This is a genomic window from Hyphomonas neptunium ATCC 15444 (assembly GCF_000013025.1).
Taxonomy (GTDB): domain Bacteria; phylum Pseudomonadota; class Alphaproteobacteria; order Caulobacterales; family Hyphomonadaceae; genus Hyphomonas; species Hyphomonas neptunia.
In genome coordinates, this window is record NC_008358.1 from 1,050,141 (window position 1) to 1,069,208 (window position 19,068).

The following is a 19,068-nucleotide window of genomic DNA, read 5'->3' on the forward strand; positions in this document are numbered from 1 at the left end:
GCGTGCGGGCCGCTTCGTTTAAAACGGCCTGAGAGAGGCCCGGAGATGACAGAGCTGACCGCCGCAACCCCCACCAAGCGCCCCGCTACGGCGACTGACTATGTGAACCTGATGAAGCCCCGCATCATGATGCTGGTGGTGTTCACGGCCGTAGCAGGTCTCGCCGCTGCCAGCGGTATGACCGGCATCACCATGCACCCGGCCATGGCGGCAATTGCCGTGCTGGCCGTTGCGCTCGGCTCGGGCGCGGCCGGCGCCATCAACATGTGGTATGACGCCGACATCGACGCCATCATGAGCCGCACCTCGACGCGCCCCATCCCGTCGGGCGCCGTGCCCAAGGAAGAGGCCCTCACAATGGGCCTCATCATGTCGGGCGTCTCGGTGATGCTGATGTGGCTGGCGTCCAACTGGCTCGCCGCCGCGCTGCTGGCCTTCTCGATCTTCTACTATGGCGTCATCTATACGATGTGGCTGAAGCGGGCGACGCCGCAGAATATCGTCATCGGCGGCGGGGCAGGCGCGTTCCCTCCGGTCATCGGCTGGGCCGCCGTCACCGGCAATACGCCGCTCGACGCCTGGATTCTCTTCGCCATCATCTTCTTCTGGACGCCCCCGCATTTCTGGGCGCTGTCGCTGCTGGCGCACAAGGAATACGCCAAGGTCTCCGTGCCCATGCTGCCGGTCACCCACGGCGCCAAGGCCACGCGGTTCCAGATCCTCGTCTATACGCTGGTGCTGATCCCGGTCTCGCTTGCCCCTCTGGCCACCGGTCTGGGCGGCTGGATCTATGGCGCAGTCGCCGGCGGTCTGGGACTGGTCTTCCTGGCTTATGCGGTCGCCATCCTGCGCTCGAAGGCGGGCGATGACGGCGCCCCGGCGGGCGACATGAAACTCGCCCGCACTGCGTTCCTCTTCTCGATTCTCTACCTCTTCGCCCTATTTGGCGCAGTGCTGGTGGAGCATGCTGCCGGGCTGCACTTCCCGGTCTTTGGAGCCTGATATGGAAGACCCCACGCTGAAGCCGGATGTCCGCCGGTTCACGCCGGAAGAACTGGCCGCCCGCAAGAAGCGCAATGTCTGGCTCGGCCTGGCGCTGGGCGGGTTTGTCGTGCTGGTGATGATCACCACCGTTATCCGGCTGGCGACCGGCACCGGTATTTCGGGGCGGATGTAATGGGTCTTTCAAACGCGAAAATCGGCCTGATCGCCGGGGGCTTTGCCGCCGGAATGCTCACCCTCGCTTTCGCGGCAGAGCCGCTCTATTCGGCCTTCTGCGAAGTCACCGGCTTTGGCGGCACCACCCGTGTCGCCACCGAAGGCCCCAAGGAAATGCTGGAGCAGACGGTTGAAGTCCGCTTCGACGCAAACGTCGCTGATACGCCGCTGGAATTCCGCCCGCTTCAGGGGCCCCAGACCGTCCAGATCGGTCAGCATGGCCTGGCCTTCTATGAGGTGACCAACCCGACCGATTCGGAAATCCGCGTCATCGCCAGCTATAACGTGACCCCGCATATGGCGGGCCCGTACTTCAACAAGCTGGAATGCTTCTGCTTCTCCGAACGCGTCATCGCGGCAGGCGAAACGCGCAAGCTGCCGGTGGTCTATTTCATCTCGCCCAACATGATCGAAGACCGGGTGGCGAAGAACCTCGAAACCATCACGCTCAGCTACACTTTCTTTGACAGTGGCACCTATAATGGGCCACGCACGGAAGTGTCGGGCACGGCGCCGGGTGTCGCGCCCGCCGCCGTTCCGGGCGGGGGTGCGGCAAATCCGGCCACGCCCGGCTGAAACAGTTGCGAAATAGCGCGCGCTGGCGATAAACAGCGCCAGAGAAATGCATGCGATTCCGGAGGGGATTGAGATTATGGCCGGCAGCGACGTCAAACACGATTATCACCTGGTGAACCCCTCGCCGTGGCCGCTTCTCGGCTCGCTGGCGGTCACCGTTCTCGCCATTGGCGGCGTAACCTACATGAAAGGCCTCTTTGGCCTGGCTGAAGGCTCCTGGTGGCTCATGGCCATCGGCTTTGCCATGGTCCTGTGGGTCATGTTCGGCTGGTGGGCGACGGTCATCAAGGAAGGCCGCATCGGCGATCACACCCCCGTGGTGGAAATCGGCCTGCGCTATGGCATGATCCTGTTCATTGCCTCGGAGATCATGTTCTTCGTGGCCTGGTTCTGGTCCTTCTTCGAATTCTCCATCTTCTGGGACGCCCGCGTTGGCGCCACCTGGGATTCGGCCAACGCCCTGTTCGCCGATGGCCTGAACCGTTTCGCTCAGTGGCCCCCGGCAGACGTGACCACGTTTGACCCCTTCCATCTGCCGCTGATGAACACCCTCGTCCTGCTGCTCTCGGGTACCACGGTCACCTGGGCCCACCACGCGCTGGCCCATGGCGACATGAAAAGCGCCAAGCTCGGCCTGATCCTCACGATCCTGCTCGGCCTCGGCTTCACCGCGCTTCAGGTCCTCGAATACAGCCATGCCGGCTTCTCGTTTGATGGCACGCTCTATGGCTCGGCCTTCTACATGGCCACCGGCTTCCACGGCGCCCACGTCGTCATCGGCACGATCTTCCTGATCGTCTGCCTGATCCGCATGTATGCCGGCAACATGACCCCGAAGAAGCACCTCGGCTTTGAATTTGCCGCCTGGTACTGGCACTTCGTGGACGTGGTGTGGCTCTTCCTCTTCGCCTTCGTCTATGTCGCGCCGCATCTGGTGCATGGCGGGGGCCACTAGGTCCGCTGCCGCCCCCTGGCGGTGATGGATGACACAATCTGGCCCGCCGGTGTTTCCACGCTGGCGGGCTTTGTCTTTCTGGCGGTCCCGTTTGTCCTAGTTTGTCCTGATCTGTCCGAATTTGTCCTGGATCTGACCCATGATGTTCCGCCCTTTACCCGTCATGACCGTGCTGAGCGTGATCGCGTTCGCCATCCTCATCCTGTTCGGAAACTGGCAATGGGCCCGCTACGAGCAGAAGATGGCGCTCAAGGATGCGGTGCCCGAATGGGCTGAAACCACAGGGAAAACGCTCCCCGGCACCGAGCGGATTGTCTACGCCTATGCCGATGGCGATGCCGCCTGGCGTCAGGTCACCGCCTTTGAAACGGCCGAGGGCATCCTCTTCCTGCCGGTCTCCATCCACTATTCGATCGAGGCGCCTCCTGTAGCGGTTGCAACAGTTTCCGAGACGCTCACTTTGCGCGGCCTGTGGCATCCGCCCCAGCGCCGCAACGCCTTCACCACCCCGGATGAACCGGAGAAGGGCCTCTACTACACCCTCGATCCGGCGACCCTTGCTGCGGCCCTGCCGGCCGATCAGGCCGCGCGGGTTATCCCCCGTGTGTTCGAGCCCGAAACCCTGATGCGCACGGACTATCCGGCCCCTCAGCCCGTTCCCAATCCCCTCCTTCAGCCCGGTGACAGCGCCCGCCTGCCGCCCGAACGGCATTTTGGCTATGCAATCACCTGGTGGGGCCTCGCCATGGCGCTGATCGGTGTGTATCTGGCCTTCCATCACCAGCGCGGGCGGCTGCGTTTCAGGCGGGAGAACATCCAGTGAAGTATATTTCGACCAGAGGTCAGGCGGAACCTGTTGATTTTGCAGGCGCTTGCCTGGCGGGCCTTGCCACGGACGGCGGCCTCTACGTGCCCGAGAGCTGGCCGCAGATTGCCCCCGCCACGCCGGGTGAACCCTACGCCGAGACCGCCGCGCGCATCCTCTCCGCCTTTGCCGGCGACGCGATTCCCACCGACGTGATGCGCCGCCTCTGCACGCAGGCCTATGACCGCTTTGCCCACCGCTCGGTTGCCCCGCTGACGCAGGCCGGGCCGGGTCTCTGGCTGATGGAGCTGCACCACGGGCCAACGCTCGCCTTCAAGGATGTGGCGATGCAGATCATCGGCCAGATCTATGACTATCTCCTCGGCCTTTCCGGCCAGCGGATGACCGTAACCTGCGCCACGTCCGGCGATACCGGCGGGGCCGCCGCCGGCGCGTTTGCGGGCGCGGAGAATGTGCGCCTCGTGATCCTGCATCCGCATGAGCGGGTCTCGCCGGTCCAGCGCCTGTTCATGACCACCACCGGGGCTGAGAACGTCCTCAATATCTCGGTCGATGGGGATTTTGACGACTGCCAGTCGATGGTCAAATCGATGTTCGCGGACAAGGCATTCTCAGCCAGTGTTGGCCTCTCAGGTGTCAACTCGATCAACTGGGCGCGCATTGCTGCCCAGTCCGTCTACTACGCCACCGCCAGCGCCCAGCTGGGCCACCGCCCGCTGCGCTTTGTGGTGCCCAGCGGCAATATGGGCGACGCGCTGGCAGGCTATGTTGCCGCCCGCTGCGGCCTCCTTCCGGGTGGCCTCGAAATCCACTGCGCGGTGAACGAGAACGACACGCTGGCCCGCGTGTTCAACACCGGCAAGATGACCCGCCAGGCGGCTGTGGCCACGCCCAGCCCGGCGATGGACATCTCCGTGCCGTCTAATTTCGAGCGCCTGCTGTTTGAAGTGACCGGCCGGGACGCCGACGCGGTGCGCCGCACTTACGAGACCTATGCCCAGCAGGGCGAGGTGGACATTCCCGAGGCGGCCAGGGCGCGCCTCTCCTGCACGGGGCTGTCGGCGGCGTCGGTGGGCAATGCCGATACCCTCGCCGAGATGGAGCGTTTCCGGCAGGAGACCGGCTGGCTGATCTGTCCGCACACGGCGGTGGGCACGCAGATTGCGCGCCGCCTGAAGCCGTCTGACGCTGTCGCCACAATCGTTCTGGCCACGGCAGCTGCCACGAAATTCCCTGAGACGGTCAAGGAAGCGACCGGGGAGGATGCGCCGCTGCCCAGCCGCTGCGCCGAGCTGGTTGATCGCGGGGAGGTGTTCGAGCGGTTTGCTTCCGATCCGGCAGCCGTCCGCGCCCGAATCGCCGCCTTCGCTGGCTAGGGCGTCTGCCATGGCGTTTGTTCCGCTCGATACGGTGATTGCGGGCAAGCGGGTGGCGCTGCTGGCGGCGCGGAAATCCGACTATGAAGAATGGGCGGCCCTTCGCACGGTGAGCCGCGATTACCTTGAGCCATGGGAGCCGAGCTGGCCCAGCGACGCGCTGAGCCGCAAGGACTGGCAGCGGCGTGTCCAGGTCTGGACCAAGGCCTGGAAAGCGGGCAGCGGCTATGTGTTCCTGATCCGGCGCCTGAGCGACAATGCGCTGATTGGCGGTGCCTCTCTGACACAGGTGCGCCCCTGGCCGGCCAACAGTGCCAGCCTTGGTTACTGGATGGGCGCGCCCCATGCCGGGCAGGGCTATATGAAGGAAGCGGTCGAAAGCCTGTGCGCATGGGCGTTTCCGATGCTTAACCTTGTGCGCATAGAAGCCGGTATCGTTCCGGAGAATGATCGCTCCCGCGGTGTGCTGGAAGGCACGGGATTTGCTGAAGAGGGACGGGCAAGCGCGTATCTGGAGATTGCCGGACAGCGCCGCGACCACATCCTTTTCGCTCTCGTCAGGGCGGATATTCGCCGCTAGGTAACGAGATATATGGCAAAACGCACCCCTAATGAGCCCCAGGGCAGCTGGCACTGGCGCGGCGAGGCAGGCCGCCTCGTCATCGAGGCGCCCACCGGCACGCTGCTATCAGACCTTTCGGGGGACTGGTCGCTCGACGCGCTGGAGAAGATGGTCGAGGGGCTGAGCCGTGGCCGGCTGGCCAAGGCGCTGTCGACCGGCGAGGGCGGCCCGGTGCGCTGCGGCCTGCGCCTCTCCAATGGCCGCGACATCCACTTCGTCGGCGCCTTCGTGACGGACAGTGAAGCACGCGGCATGCTGCTGTCGGGCGAGACCTTCCCGGAGATCGACCCGAGCGACATGCGGCCCGGCCCGGACCTGATGCCGGTCTATCAACCGATCATCTCTCTGCGCGACGGCAGCGTCGTTGGCTTTGAGGCGCTCGCGCGCTGGGACGGGATGGAAGTGAACGCTCCGCCGAGCCGGTATGAGGATCAGGCGCTGGCCTCCAACATGCTGATCCGCTCGGCCGAGACCCTGTCGAACCTGCGCGAAGGGGCCAAGCGCGACGACATCTTCATGCATGTGAACCTCACCGCGCGGGAGCTGACCAAGAGCACGCTGCCGGCGCTGATCGAGGCGTTGATGAATGGCTATAATCTGCCCGAGCGGGCGCTGCGGATGGAGCTGACCGAGCAGGCGGCCCTGCGCGACGAAACCCAGTCTCTGGCCGCTGCAATGGCGCTGAAAGCCGTGGGCGCGGGGCTGGTGCTGGACGATTTCGGCACGGGGCATTCTTCCTTTGCCTGGCTGGCGGACCTGCCATTTGACAGCCTCAAGATCGATCATGGCCTGACCAGCCGCCTTGGCCAGCAGCGCAATGACACGATCCTCTCCACCATCACGCTGCTGGCGAGCCGGCTGGGCATGTCCTCGACCGCCGAGGGCGTGGAGAAGCGCGAAGACGCCAGCCGCCTGCGCGCGCTGGGCTTTGATCACGCACAGGGCTATGCCTTTGCCCGGCCGATGGACGGGGCCAAGGCGCTTGCCTTCCTGAAGGGATAACCAGAATGAGCCAGGCCACAGCTGAACACCGCGCGATTGCCGCCTACCTGACCGATGCGTTTGGCGGCGAGATCAGGGTGATGGGGCAGGGCTATCATGACGGGTTGTCCGTGAACGTGCTTGTTTCCTCCGGCGCGCCGGAGGGGACATATCTCTCCTGCTCCACGATTGGCCTCAGCGACCGGGAGCTGGTGCTGGACGAGGAACCGATGGGCTTTGGCATCGAGCTGTGCGGGGCGCTTTATGGCGACGAGACACCGTTTGTGGAGATGCTGGCCGATATTGCCCATGAAGTGCAGGCGGGCGAGTGGACCATTGGGCTGAACACGATCCTGCCGGATGTGATCCAGCCCTATTTTCCCGGCACCCAGATGCAGCACCTGCTGCTGGTGCATCCGTTCTACTGGGATGAAGACTTTGGCATGTTCGAGCAGGACGGCCGGAAGACTGTCTGGCTACAGATCATTCCGATCTCGGATTCCGAATTCCGCCTTGCCGAAGAGGAAGGCGTTGAAGTTCTGGAAGAAAAGCTGGAATCCTCGGGCGCCGATGTATTTGATCTGCTGCGCGCGCCGGTGGTGTAAGGCGCCTCAGGCGTTGCCGGCGTTCGACTGAAGCCGCGAGAGGTCCACGCCCATCCGCGTCATCGCATGGCGCCATTTGTGCTCATACGCATCGCCGAAAACGAGATCGGAATCCGGCGCGCCGATGAGCCAGGCATTCTGGGCCAGTTCCTGTTCGAGCTGGCCAGCGCCCCAGCCGGCATAGCCCAGCGCCATGACGAATTTGCGCGGCGGCGCGGCCGAAGCGATGCTGGCGAGGATTTCCCGCGTGGCTGTCATGCACAGCTCATCCTCGACTTCCATCGTGGCGCCGTCGCAGATCACATCATCGGTATGCAGAACGAAGCCCCGCTCGGTGGCGACCGGGCCGCCTTCGAGGATGGCCACGCCTTCAAGATCGACATCCTGGGGAATGTCCATCTGGTCGATGATTTCCTGCAGGTCGATCCCGTCCATCGGCTTGTTCAGGATGATGCCCATCGCGAAATCCGGCGTATGCGCGCACACAAGGATGACCGATCGCTCGAAGCGCGGGTCGCCGATGCCCGGCATGGCAATCAGCAGCTTGCCGGTGAGGTCCGTTTCAATCTGCATCTCGTGCTCCGGGGGCCAAGGCTGGGGCAGGCGCGCGGCATTTGCAAGTGAAAATCGGAGCATTTCAGGCGGCGGTTACAGCGCGCTTCCTCTTTTTGCGCCTTGGCTTGCGCAGGAAGGTCCATGTGCCCGCCAGCCCCAGAATCGTGAGGGCGAGGCCCGTGAACAGCGACAGCAGATCATAGAGGCGCCCGCCGATACCGGCCGAGTGGAGGGGGTAGAGGGCATTGAAAATCCGGTCCGCGCGGGTGGCGGACATGCCGTCAGAGGTGCCGGTGGGCAGGTTCGTGGCGGGGTCCATGAAAACATAGGTACGCCCGTTCTGGTGCCATTCTGCGGGCTGGCGCAGGCGCAGGGAGGCCGGGGCGCCTTCGCTGCGTGGCGGGCTGGCAAGGCGCGGGATGGCGCCCGGAAAACGCTCTGCGGCGACAGTGAGCACCTGCGTCCAGTCTGTGGTTCCCGCGCCGGCCAGGGGCCGCTCGGGTGGCGGCGCAGGCCGCGAAGCGGTCAGCACGTTGAGCGTGGCGCGCACCGGCCCGGAATAGACCATCGAGAATCCTGTGAACACAATCAGCAGGATCGGCAGGGCGAAGATCACGCCCAGGTCGCGGTGCTGGGCCAGCAGGTCGCGGCGCATCGCTGTTTTGGGCCAGACGCGCCAGGCGAACATCCGCAGGCTTGGCCACACTATGATGAGCCCTGTGAGGCAGAGCAGAATGGCCGCGCCCCCGGCGACGCCCGCGATCAGCTTTCCGGTATCTCCCGCCAGCAGATAGTGGTGCAGGTCAAACAGCCAGTCTTCCGGCCGGCCGTTCTTGGCCCAGCGCGCCAGCGTGTTTCCCTGCGCGTCGAGATAGGCGCCGCCGCCATCCTTGAAGACGGCCTTGTGCAGGCCGAAATCCGGCCCGGCCAGAGAGATGTATTGCAGGCCCTGGGACGTGTGTTCCGCATCGATGCGGCCGATCACCGGGCCAAGTGTTTCGGGGGCGAGCGAGACACCCTCGCGCGCCTGAGGAAACACCAGCCGTAGATAATCCTTCCTGAACACCAGAAGCGCCCCGGAAAGGCCCAGCACGGCAATCAGGAAGGAGAGGACAGCGCCCGCCCAGGCATGCGCTGTCCTCAGGAGCAGCATCAGCCTCAAAAGGATTTCTCGAAGGCGAGGGTGATCATCCGGCCACGGCCTGCAAAATACCGCGTATTGCTGGTCGGCTGAACGGTCTGGCTGTCATAGGTGACATACTGTTTGTCAAAGAGGTTTGACGCGGAGAGGGTGATGTCTCCAAACCCGGCCGAGTAGCGCAGGAAGGCATCGGCGAGGGTGTGGCCGTCAAAGTCTGTGTTCAGCGGCAGGCCTTCGAAGGCGCGATCAAGATAAGACCGTGCCTGGACGCGCAGGGTGAACGGGCCGGTTTCATAGTCAGCGGCAAGGTTGACGCGGTCGGGGCTGATATTGGCGCCGTCGAGGTCAATATCCACCTTGTCGTCGCCATCGCTGTCGGTGCGCCCGTTAAGCACGGCAACCCCGCCGGAGAGCTTCAGCCCGGTAACGGGCGTATCCCACGCGCCGGTCAGTTCCATGCCGTCAATTTCCGTGCGCTGACGTTCCACTTCAAAGACATCATTGCGCAATACCAGCAGCGCGCCGAGATCCGATGTGCTCCAGAAATAGGCAGCTGAAGCCGAGAGCGGACCCTGGCGCCATTCCAGGCCGATTTCGGTATTGTCGGAGACGACAGGCTCGATGTTGAGGAAGGTGTCCACATCCTGGTCAGGGGTGCTGACGGCCCGCAGGATGCGGCCTACATCGGCCATAGTGAAGCCCTGTGCATAGGAGGTGTAGACGGTGAGGCCGTCAACGATTTCCGCCGTGGCGCCGACATTGAACAGGGTTTTCTCAAACTCCGGTTCACCGCCTTCGACCTGCTGTGGGCCATAGGCATACAGCGTTTCAAAATCGTCGACCTTCAGCTTCGCCATCTCGTGGCGCAGGCCGCCCGAGATGTACACACGCTCGCCGAAGAGGGCCTGGTTGAGTTGCAGGAAGGGGGCAAAGGAGGTGAACTCGGTTTCCGGCACCCAGTTGCGGCCCGTCACGATCAGCTCCTGATAGGTCTGGTCGTTGAGGGCATCGAGCCCGCCGCGCACGTTCAGACCGGGCACAGCGTCCAGTGTGCGTTCATACGAAATGCGCACGCCCATTTTCTCTGAATTGTTCGATGACTGATCAAACAGCGTGCCCACAGGTGCAATGGCCGGGTCCTGGAAGGTGGCGAAGCTGCCGCCGCCGAAAACGGATTCGAAGTCCTGATAAAAGGCCTGGCTGGTCAGCGTGCCGCCCAGCAGGTCTTCATCGGTATAGGTCAGCGAGGTGGTGAGAACCGTGTTGGTGGGGATGACGCCGGGCTGGTCGCCGCGGATGGTGGTGGTGGGTGTATCCGTGGCGCGGGAGCCGTTGACGAGGACATAGTCGCCGTCGCCCTCAAGCTCAAACCGCTGGGCCATCAGCTCCAGCCGGCGGGTTGGACTAAGGTCAAAACCAGCCTTGCCGAAGAAAGACAGGCTGTCGGAATCCTGCACTTCGCCCTGAGCGCCGTCGATGCCGATGCGCCGGCCGTTGCCGCTGTAGAAGGCGCCGCGCTTCTGGGTAGCCACGCCGAGGGTCAGGTCCAGCGCGCCGAAATCGCGGCCAGCCAGGGCGCCGCCCCGATAGTCGTACCCGTCGCCCTTGAAGCCGGAGCCTGCGCCGATCTGTGCCAGCAGCTTGCCGGTCCAGCCTTCGCCTTCTTCCGGGGCTGCGGCTGTGACGTAGTTCACGACGCCGCCGGTGGCGCCGATGCCCTGGATGGCGTTGGAACCGAAGATCACCTCGACCCGCTCAATGAAGAAGGGATCAATAGTGTAGCCGTCGCGGCTGCCATCGCGCAGCGGGTTTGACTGGGGCACGCCATCAATCAGGTAGAGCGGGCTGCGGCCGCGCAGCGTCTCGCCGGCGCCCGAGAGTTTTTCGCGTGTGGGCGAGAAAGACGGCACGAGGGTCGAGACGACTTCGATGGCCGATCCGGTCAGCTGGGCTTGCAGGGACAGGGCGTCGTTCTGGATAAGCTGGATGGTGTTGGGCAGGGCCGACGGGGGCAGGCTGGACCGGGTGGCAGTGACGACGACTGTCTCCTCGATCCGGGTATCGTCTGCAGGCTCCGCGCTGTTTTCCTGCGCATGGGCCGGTGCGGACATCGCCAGCAGGGCGGCGGCACTGATGCCATACAAGTTCTTCATGGGCGGCTCCTGGATATGGACTGACTGTTCAAAACGGGACTGCCATACGCGATAATGAAAATCATTTGCAAATACTTTTGGCGTAGTTGCAGCACATCGCAGGCCGGCGTGACCGCGAGGACACATCGACGGCCAGCCGCAGCCGCGCCCTGCCAACGCTCGCGCCCGCCAGTCCGGCATCCGTCTTCGGGGAAAGCATTGCGGGCGAGGCAAGAGCGGCCTATCTCCGCAGGAGCAAGCAAGGAGAAAACTGCCATGGCGATCAAAGTGGGCGACAAGCTGCCGGAAGCGACTTTTATGGAAATGACCGTGGATGGGCCAAAGCCCGTCACCACCGCGCAGGTGTTCGGCGGCAAGACGGTCGCGCTGTTCGCCGTGCCGGGCGCCTATACGCCGACCTGTTCGGCGCGCCACCTGCCGGGCTATGTCGACAAGGCGGGCGATTTCAAAGCCAAGGGCGTGGACGAGATCGTCTGCACCTCGGTCAATGACGTGTTCGTCATGGGCGCCTGGGGCAAATCCTCCAAAGCCGAGGAAGCCGTGCGGATGCTGGCAGATGGCAATGGCGCGTTTGCCCAGTCGCTTGGCCTGGAACTCGACGCATCGGGCTTTGGCATGGGCAAGCGCTCGCAGCGCTATTCCATGCTGGTGAAGGACGGCGTTGTGGCCGAACTCAACGTTGAGCAGGGCGGCGAATTCAAGGTGTCGGCCGCCGACTACCTTCTCGGCCAACTCTGAGCCGATAGAAGGGGGCGTTAAGCGCCCTTTACCGAATACAGCCATGATCGGCCTGCTGCGGGGACGCGGTGGGCCGATTTTCGTTGCAGATTTATTGAAAAACGGCAAACTCGCCCCAACTCAAAAGTATCGTCACTGTGGAGAGGGACCCATGGACATCTTTCTGGCTGTATTTCTGCTGATCGGGGTGGTCGGCCTGATCGGCATCGTCTCGGCATTCAAATTCGTGCCGCAGGGCCATAACTGGACGGTCGAGCGGTTTGGCCGGTACACGCGCACGCTGACCCCTGGGGTCTCGGTCATCACGCCCTTCATCGACCGGATCGGGCGGAAGATGAACATGATGGAAACCGTCATGGAGGTGCCCCAGCAGGAGGTGATCACCAAGGACAACGCCATGGTGTCGTGCGATGCCATCGTGTTCATTCAGGTCATCGATGCCGTGCAGGCGGCGTATGAGGTGAACAATCTCACCCATGCCATCTCCAACCTGTCGATGACCAATATCCGCACCGTGGTCGGTTCGATGGACCTCGACCAGGTGCTGTCGAACCGCGACGAGATCAATGCGCGCCTCCTGGGCACGATTGATGCGGCGACCCATCCGTGGGGGATCAAGGTGACGCGGATCGAGATCAAGGATCTCACGCCCCCCGCCGACATCACCGAGGCGATGGCCCGGCAGATGAAGGCCGAGCGCCTGAAACGGGCGGAAATTCTGACCGCCGAGGGCGAGAAACAGTCGGCCATCCTCAAGGCCGAGGGCCAGAAGCAGGCGCAGATCCTTCAGGCCGAGGGCCGCAAGGAAGCGGCGTTCCGCGACGCTGAAGCGCGCGAGCGGGAAGCTGAGGCCGAGGCGAAGGCGACCGCGATGGTGTCTGAAGCCATCGCGCGGGGCGACGTCAACGCGATCAACTACTTCCTTGGCCAGGCCTATGTGGCCGCGTTCGAGAAGCTGGCGACCTCGCCGCAGCAGCGCACGGTCATCATCCCGGCGGAGTTCTCGTCCATCCTCGGCACCATCGAGGGTATCCGTGGACTGACGGACGCCGCGAAGAACACGACCGCCCCGCCGCGCCCGCAAGGCGCTGTGCCGCCGACCCGGCGTGAGGATTAGACCCGAGCGCGCGAAGGAGGCTCCGGATGGAAATTCTGCTGAGTGAACTGACTTGGTGGCACTGGGTTGCCCTGGGACTGGTGCTGTTCGGGATCGAGATGATGACAGGGACATTTGACCTGTTGATGATCTCGATTGCGGCGATACTGACGGCGCTGTTTGCCGGGCTGGCGCCTGACGGGCTGGCCGGATGGCAGGGCCAGATGGCGGTGTTCGGCATTGCGGCAGTGGTGCTGGTGGCCGGTGGGCGGATGTTCCTTTCCCGGCGGGGTCCGCCGCCGGAGCATCCGACGCTGAACAAGCGGATGGCCGGCCTTGTTGGCCAGCATGGGCAGGCGACGAAGGATTTCGTGGCCGGGTCCGGGCAGGTGCAGATCGGCGATACGGTCTGGGGCGCTGAAGCTGTGCCCGGCGAGCCGCCGATCCTGGCGGGCGATACGGTCACGGTCAGCGCTACGGATGGCAATACGGCGATTGTGCGCAAGGGCTGATCTGAAGCTATATGTGCAACGAAGAAACCCCTCCGGTGACGGAGGGGTTTTTGTTTGGGGCAACGCCCTTATCCTCCCCAGCGGTGCGGGGGAGGTGGGGAGGGCGGATCGGGCCGCCGTCAGGAGGTGTTGTGGCCGAAGCAGGTGTTGGTGGAGTCTGTCAGGTCACGGAGGAGATTGGTTTCGGTGGGTTTGGCGGATTTTCGCGGGCGGGGAAGTGCCAGCGGGAGGGGGAGGGCGCGGGTGCCGGCGCCGGCGCGGGCCATGGCGCGGGCGCGGCGGCGGGCCCAGCGGCGGGCTTCTCCCTGTGCGTCGTGGAAGGCGGCTTGCAGGGCGGCGTAGCGGCGGCAGAAGATGGCGGTGGGGTCGCGGGGGCCGGGGAGCGGTTTTGGCGGCGCCGGCGGGGCGTAGAGCACGGCGTCTGTCAGCGCGAGGATGCGCGGGAGCTGGTCTTCGGGGAGATAGGCCGTGTCCGGACGGGTGGTGTCGTCGTTCCGGGCGCGCGGCGGGGGCTCGCTCATGCGGAAGGCGGGTGGGCGGGGCTTAGTGGCTTGGGGAGAGACGGTGCTGGCCCGCGGGGGTGCCGTGTCCGGCGCGGCGCGGGGTGCGCGCAGGACCGGCATGGGCAGGCCTGCGGCGAGAATGAGGATGGCGCGGCGCAGGGCGGTTTCAGCCGGGAGAAGGGCGTGGCGGGTGAGGCGGCGGGCGAGCTTGGCGCTCAGCGGCACGCTGCCGAGGCGTTCGAAGATGCCATCGACGAAGATCATCAGATCCAGGATGAAGAGACGCGCGCGCTCGAGCAGGGTGTCGAGCTCGTCGAGCGCTTCGGTGTCATCCGTGGGCTGAGGGGCGGTATCCATGGCGTAGAGAATGCCATGGGCCGCGAGGGGGTGGATAAGTTGGGGGTGTTTTTTTGGGAGGGGGCTGATTGGGTTGGGGTTTTTGGGGGTTGGGATGGGGGATAGGGCGTGCGTTTCAGCCCTCACCTCCCATTGCGCCGCAATGGGCCCCTCCTCTCCCGCAAGCGGGAGAGCGACTGTGTTCGCTTTCAAGCGTTTTGTGTTTGCCATGGGGATTTGTCTCTGAGGATTGCATTGAGGATTGTGAGAAGTTTTCGCATGACGGCCACGAGGGCGACCTTGGCGGGCTTTCCGGCTGTCCGGAGGCGCTGGTAGCAGGCTTTCAGGGCTGGGTTGAACCTGATGCCGGCCAGGGCAGCCATGTAGAGGACGCTGCGCACATCGGCGCGGCCGCCGGTTATGGAGCGGCGGCCGCGCCACTGGCCACTGTCGCGGTTGAAGGGGGCAAGCCCCGCGAGGGCCGCGATCTGACGGCGGCTAAGGGTGCCTAGTTCCGGGAGGGCCGCAATCAGGGTGCGGGCCGTCTGGTCGCCAACGCCGGGTACGGATTTGAGCAGGTCCTCTGCCTCCCGCCAGGCCGGGCTGGCATGGATGCGGTCCCCGATCTCCCTGTCGATGTCTGCCAGCTGGGCTTCCAGAACCTTCAGCACCCGGTCGATGCTGCGCAGGGCCGGCCTGGCCGTCACCAGGCGGCGGCGGTTGCGTTCGGCCACCGCCATGTCGATGACCTGCCGCCGCCGGGTGACCAGCTCTGCCAACTGTTGGGCCGCGGCGTCCGGAAGGGCTCGCGGGGCCGGCCGGATCGCCTGTCCGAACCGGGCGATTACCGCCGCATCGATCGCATCCGTCTTGGCCAGCTGCCCGGTGGCGCGGGCAAAGTCCCGGATCTGACGGGGATTGACCGCAACAACCGGGATCTGCGCCCCGGCCAGGGCGGCGGTGACCACCCGTTCCAGCCCGCCGGTGGCCTCCAGCACCACCAGGTCCGCGCCCAGCTCCGACAACGCGGCCAGAAGGCTGTCTGTGCGCGCGACGGCAAAGGCACGCCCCTCCGGCAATACATGGACGTCCAATGTCTCCTTCGACACATCAATTCCAACAAATCTCTCGCTCATGTCCCGACCTTGCGCATGCGGGCTTCGCTTTCGCCGGCCCAAGCGACTGTCCGGGTTGATGACCAAGGCGGATGAGGCGACACGCTCTCCCACGGGCTTGGTGTCCCTCAGGGGTGGGGTGCTCTCATCCGCTGCCGACCGCGGAAATATAGCAGGCCGGGCAAAAGATGACATACAAGGGGTAAGTGGCGTTGTGCTTGTGGGCCCTATTCGGCCGCTTCGGCGTCTATGGCGGCCTGGACCTTGCGGTAGAAGTCGGCGCGGGCGGGCCATTCGCCGTCGCGCAGGCCGAGCGCGCTGGTCCAGTTGGCGTTTGAGGCGATGACGAGGTTGCGGGCGGGGTCGATGAAGATGCCCTGGCCGAAGATGCCGTCGGCCATGAAGGCGCCCTCGTCCCAGGTCCACCACTGGAAGCCGTAGCCATAGCCCGGCTCGCCGATGTCGGCCTGTTTGACGGTGGCGGCGGGGAGCCAGTCTGCGGGGACGATGGGGCCGGCGTCCGTCATTGCGCCGTCGAGGATGAACTGGCCGAAGCGGGCAAAGTCGCGCGTGGAAGCCTGAATGCAGCAGCCGGAGATTTCATGGCCGTCCGAGCCCAGCAGCCAGGTGGCGTCCTGCTCCATGCCATAGGGCGCCCAGATCTTTTCGGAGAGATAGTTTGAGAGCGGCTTGCCGGTGGCCTCGCTGACGAGGACGCCGATGAGGTTGGTCTCGCCGGTCGAGTAGTTCCAGACGTCGCCGGGGGGATGGGCGCGCGTGAGGCCGCGCATATAGGTGACGATGCTGCTCTTGCCCGGCTCGGGCTCGGCGCTGTCGAAGCGGGCGACGTCGGAATTCGGGTCTTCATAATCTTCGTTCCAGGCGACGCCGGAGGTCATGGTGAGGAGCTGGGCGATGGTAACGTCGTCATAGGGGGAGCCGGCCAGATCGGGGATGTATTTCGTGACGGGGTCGTTGAGGCTGTCGATATGGCCATCCACGATGGCGGCGCCGACGAGGGTGGAGGTGAGGGATTTGGCGACGGAGAAGCTGGTCCAGCGGCCTTCGGGGGTGAACGCATTGCCATAGCGCTCGAGGCGGATTTTGCCGTCCTGCAGGATGACGAGGGCGGCGGTGTTCTGGGTGGCAAGATAGCTTTCAAGGTCGAGCTGGGCGGAGAGGTCCAGCGGGGCGCCTTCGGGAAGGGGGCGGGTGGCGCTGCCCTTCGGGATGGGGCGCGATTCGATGATGAGCGGCAGGCGGTCCATCATCCGGAAGGCCGCGTCGCGCTGGGGATTTGACCAGAAGAGGATGTCGCGGCCAGAGGGCGGATGGGCGAGGAGGGCGCGCCAATCCGGGCCGATCAGCGTCCATGTGGCGCCCAGGACAAGGACGAGGACAACCCCGACAATCCCGATGCGCCGGACCCATTTCTGTGTGCCGCTCATAAACCTGACCCTCCCGTCATTTTTTATCGGGCGTCAGCTTTAGTTGCGCGCGGTTTGGCGGCAAGGGGCGGTGCAGCAAATTGCCGGAGGGGCAAGCATGGACAAGGGGGCAGGGGCGGCTTAACGGAGACGGGTTTGTTACAGTTTCGAGGGCCGAGGACGCATGTTCAAGAAGATCCTGATCGCCAATCGCGGTGAAATCGCCGTTCGTGTCATCAAGACCTGCCGCAGGCTCGGCGTCAAAACGGTCGTGGTTTATTCGGATGCGGATGCGGGTTCGATGGCGGTCGAGATGGCCGACGAGACCGTATATATCGGGCCTTCGCCGGCGGCGCAGTCGTATCTCGTTCAGGACAAGATCATCGACGCAGTGCGCCAGACCGGCGCCGAGGCGATCCATCCGGGCTTTGGTTTCCTGTCCGAGAATGCGGGATTCGCCAAACGCCTCGAAAAAGAGGGCATCGGCTGGATCGGCCCGAATGCGCACGCCATCGACGCGATGGGCGACAAGATTTCGTCGAAGAAGCTGGCCGCTGAAGCCGGTGTTTCGACCGTTCCGGGGCATATGGACCTCATCAAGGACACCAAGCACGCCGTCGAGATCAGCCGCGAGATCGGCTATCCGGTGATGATCAAGGCGTCTGCGGGCGGCGGCGGCAAGGGCATCCGCGTGGCGGCCAATGACAAGGAAGTCGAAGAAGGCTTCCCGGCCGTGAAAGCCGAAGCGACCGCCTCTTTCGGCGACGACCGGATCTTCATCGAGAAGTTCATTCTTGAGCCGCGCCACATCGAAATCCAGGTGCTGGGCGACAAGCATGGCAACTGTATTTACCTCAACGAGCGCGAATGCTCGATCCAGCGCCGGAACCAGAAGGTGATCGAGGAAGCGCCCTCGCCGCTGCTTGACGCCGAGACGCGCAAGAAGATGGGCGAGCAGGCTGTGGCGCTGGCCAAGGCTGTGAATTATGACAGCGCCGGCACTGTGGAATTCGTCGCCTCGGGCAAGGACAAGGGCTTCTACTTCCTTGAAATGAATACCCGGCTTCAGGTGGAGCACCCGGTGACCGAGATGATCACGGGCGTGGACCTGGTCGAGCAGATGCTGCTGTCGGCCTATGGCGAAAAGCTGAAGATCAAGCAGTCGGACGTGAAGATCAATGGCTGGGCGGTGGAGAGCCGCGTCTATGCCGAAGACCCGTATCGCAACTTCCTGCCGTCGATTGGCCGTCTGAAGCGGTTCCATCCGCCTGCGGAAGGCAAAGTGGCCCGCGGGACTGTGCGCCTGGATTCCGGCGTGCGTGAGGGCGACGAAATCTCGATGTTCTATGACCCGATGATCGCCAAGCTGATCACGCACGGGAAAGACCGGGACGCGGCGCTGGACGCCCATGGCGAGGCGCTGGACCGGTTCCACATCGAGGGCATTCAGGACAACATTCCGTTCATTGCCGCAGTGGTAGACGAGAAGCGGTTCCGCTCCGGCAACATCACGACGGCGTATATCAAGGACGAGTTCCCCGAAGGCTTCCAGGGCACCGAGCCGACGCCGGAGCAGGAAGCGCAGCTGATCTGTTCGGCCGCTTATGTGCATGCGTTCTTCTCGCGGCGGGCCGCGCAGATTTCCGATCAGATGTCGAACCCCGCTGCCGCCATCCGCAAGGAATGGGTGGTGATCCTGGGTGACAAGCATCACCCCGTCACCATCGACATCGGCAAGGATGGGGAAGCTCAGATCACGGTCAATGGCGGCAAGGCGCACAGCTTTGTTACGCGGTGGCAGCCGGGCCAGCATCTGGTTGAGGGCGTGCTGGATGGCAAGCCGTTTGCCGTGAAGTTTGCCGACCGGACCGAGGGCTATCTGTTCCGCCATCGCGGCGTGGCGCTGCGCGCGCTGGTGTGTACGCCGTTTGTGGCTGACCTGCATGGCCGCCTGCCGGAGAAGCCGAAGGCGGACACGTCCAAGCTGGTGATTTCGCCGATGCCGGGGCTGGTGGTTTCGATGGATGTCGAGCTGGGCCAGGAAGTGCAGGAAGGTGAGGCGGTCTGTATCGTGGAAGCGATGAAGATGCAGAACATCATCCGCGCGGGCGCAACCGGGACGGTGAAGGCGATCAACGTCAAGGCGGGCGAAAGCGTTGCCGCTGACGAGATCATGGTGGAGTTCGCCTGAGGGGCGGGCGGCAACTGAGCCGAACTTAACGTTCCCTAAACCGGATTGGTCTGGTAATCCTGCCGCGTGGCGGCAAGGGGGATGCACCCATGGATCAGCTGTCACATCTGACGGGGGCAATATCTGCCGCCGGAGCCAAAAG

At 64.2% G+C, this 19,068-nt stretch carries 19 protein-coding genes; 13 read left to right on the plus strand and 6 right to left on the minus strand.

Going from position 1 to position 19,068, the window contains the following annotated elements; all coding sequences use genetic code 11:
* The first annotated feature begins 45 nt into the window (after positions 1-45).
* From HNE_RS05160 to HNE_RS05195, 9 genes are all read left to right on the plus strand, one after another.
* On the plus strand, positions 46-1,002 hold the full coding sequence (locus HNE_RS05160; protein WP_011646062.1) for a heme o synthase: 957 nt from the start codon (positions 46-48) through the stop codon (positions 1,000-1,002).
* A 1-nt stretch (position 1,003) separates the two neighbouring features.
* Complete coding sequence (locus HNE_RS18825) at positions 1,004-1,177, plus strand: hypothetical protein (protein ID WP_011646063.1); 174 nt, start codon at positions 1,004-1,006, stop codon at positions 1,175-1,177.
* The gene (locus tag HNE_RS05165) at positions 1,177-1,794 is read left to right on the plus strand and encodes a cytochrome c oxidase assembly protein (protein WP_011646064.1); all 618 of its coding nucleotides are present in this window, start codon (positions 1,177-1,179) and stop codon (positions 1,792-1,794) included. Before HNE_RS18825 ends, HNE_RS05165 begins: the two co-directional genes overlap by 1 nt.
* 76 nt (positions 1,795-1,870) lie before the next feature.
* On the plus strand, positions 1,871-2,749 hold the full coding sequence (locus HNE_RS05170) for a cytochrome c oxidase subunit 3 (protein ID WP_011646065.1): 879 nt from the start codon (positions 1,871-1,873) through the stop codon (positions 2,747-2,749).
* A gap of 139 nt (positions 2,750-2,888) precedes the next feature.
* On the plus strand, positions 2,889-3,572 hold the full coding sequence (locus HNE_RS17825; protein ID WP_083759018.1) for an SURF1 family protein: 684 nt from the start codon (positions 2,889-2,891) through the stop codon (positions 3,570-3,572).
* Positions 3,569-4,951 carry a threonine synthase gene (thrC, locus tag HNE_RS05180; RefSeq protein WP_011646067.1) on the plus strand — a complete coding sequence of 461 codons (1,383 nt, stop codon included), beginning with the start codon at positions 3,569-3,571 and terminating at the stop codon, positions 4,949-4,951. The genes HNE_RS17825 and thrC overlap by 4 nt, the downstream gene beginning before the upstream one ends.
* Positions 4,952-4,961: 10 nt before the next feature.
* Positions 4,962-5,531, plus strand: coding sequence for a GNAT family N-acetyltransferase (locus tag HNE_RS05185; RefSeq protein ID WP_011646068.1), 570 nt, complete (start codon positions 4,962-4,964; stop codon positions 5,529-5,531).
* 12 nt (positions 5,532-5,543) lie between these two features.
* Entirely contained in the window at positions 5,544-6,575 is a 1,032-nt protein-coding gene (locus HNE_RS05190) for an EAL domain-containing protein (RefSeq protein WP_035590021.1), read from the plus strand.
* Between the two features lie 5 nt (positions 6,576-6,580).
* Positions 6,581-7,159: a suppressor of fused domain protein gene (locus tag HNE_RS05195; protein WP_011646070.1), complete on the plus strand. Its 579-nt coding sequence runs from the start codon at positions 6,581-6,583 to the stop codon at positions 7,157-7,159.
* Between the two features lie 6 nt (positions 7,160-7,165).
* Here the strand turns inward: HNE_RS05195 and HNE_RS05200 are convergent, their stop codons facing one another.
* From HNE_RS05200 to HNE_RS05210, 3 genes are all read right to left on the minus strand, one after another.
* The gene (locus HNE_RS05200) at positions 7,166-7,732 is read right to left on the minus strand and encodes a YqgE/AlgH family protein (protein WP_011646071.1); all 567 of its coding nucleotides are present in this window, start codon (positions 7,730-7,732) and stop codon (positions 7,166-7,168) included.
* 64 nt (positions 7,733-7,796) lie between these two features.
* A complete protein-coding gene (locus HNE_RS05205) occupies positions 7,797-8,867 on the minus strand; it encodes a PepSY-associated TM helix domain-containing protein (RefSeq protein ID WP_011646072.1) in 1,071 nt (356 codons plus the stop codon).
* Positions 8,868-8,872: 5 nt separating this feature from the next.
* Complete coding sequence (locus tag HNE_RS05210; RefSeq protein WP_035590018.1) at positions 8,873-11,008, minus strand: TonB-dependent receptor; 2,136 nt, start codon at positions 11,006-11,008, stop codon at positions 8,873-8,875.
* A gap of 255 nt (positions 11,009-11,263) precedes the next feature.
* Here HNE_RS05210 and HNE_RS05215 point away from each other — a divergent pair, with 255 nt between their 5' ends.
* From HNE_RS05215 to HNE_RS05225, 3 genes are all read left to right on the plus strand, one after another.
* Positions 11,264-11,746: a peroxiredoxin gene (locus tag HNE_RS05215; RefSeq protein WP_011646074.1), complete on the plus strand. Its 483-nt coding sequence runs from the start codon at positions 11,264-11,266 to the stop codon at positions 11,744-11,746.
* A gap of 151 nt (positions 11,747-11,897) precedes the next feature.
* The gene (locus HNE_RS05220) at positions 11,898-12,863 is read left to right on the plus strand and encodes an SPFH domain-containing protein (protein ID WP_011646075.1); all 966 of its coding nucleotides are present in this window, start codon (positions 11,898-11,900) and stop codon (positions 12,861-12,863) included.
* Positions 12,864-12,889: 26 nt separating this feature from the next.
* Positions 12,890-13,354, plus strand: a complete 465-nt coding sequence (locus HNE_RS05225; protein ID WP_011646076.1) for an NfeD family protein — start codon at positions 12,890-12,892, stop codon at positions 13,352-13,354.
* Between the two features lie 119 nt (positions 13,355-13,473).
* Here the strand turns inward: HNE_RS05225 and HNE_RS17830 are convergent, their stop codons facing one another.
* The 3 genes from HNE_RS17830 to HNE_RS05240 all read right to left on the minus strand — a co-directional run bounded on the left by HNE_RS17830 (position 13,474) and on the right by HNE_RS05240 (position 16,756).
* Complete coding sequence (locus tag HNE_RS17830; RefSeq protein ID WP_049755031.1) at positions 13,474-14,214, minus strand: hypothetical protein; 741 nt, start codon at positions 14,212-14,214, stop codon at positions 13,474-13,476.
* Between the two features lie 188 nt (positions 14,215-14,402).
* Positions 14,403-15,329, minus strand: coding sequence for an IS110-like element ISHne3 family transposase (locus HNE_RS05235; protein ID WP_011646078.1), 927 nt, complete (start codon positions 15,327-15,329; stop codon positions 14,403-14,405).
* Between the two features lie 206 nt (positions 15,330-15,535).
* A complete protein-coding gene (locus tag HNE_RS05240) occupies positions 15,536-16,756 on the minus strand; it encodes a serine hydrolase domain-containing protein (RefSeq protein WP_011646079.1) in 1,221 nt (406 codons plus the stop codon).
* Positions 16,757-16,919: 163 nt separating this feature from the next.
* Here HNE_RS05240 and HNE_RS05245 point away from each other — a divergent pair, with 163 nt between their 5' ends.
* Positions 16,920-18,926, plus strand: coding sequence for an acetyl-CoA carboxylase biotin carboxylase subunit (locus HNE_RS05245; RefSeq protein ID WP_011646080.1), 2,007 nt, complete (start codon positions 16,920-16,922; stop codon positions 18,924-18,926).
* Positions 18,927-19,068 lie beyond the last annotated feature (142 nt).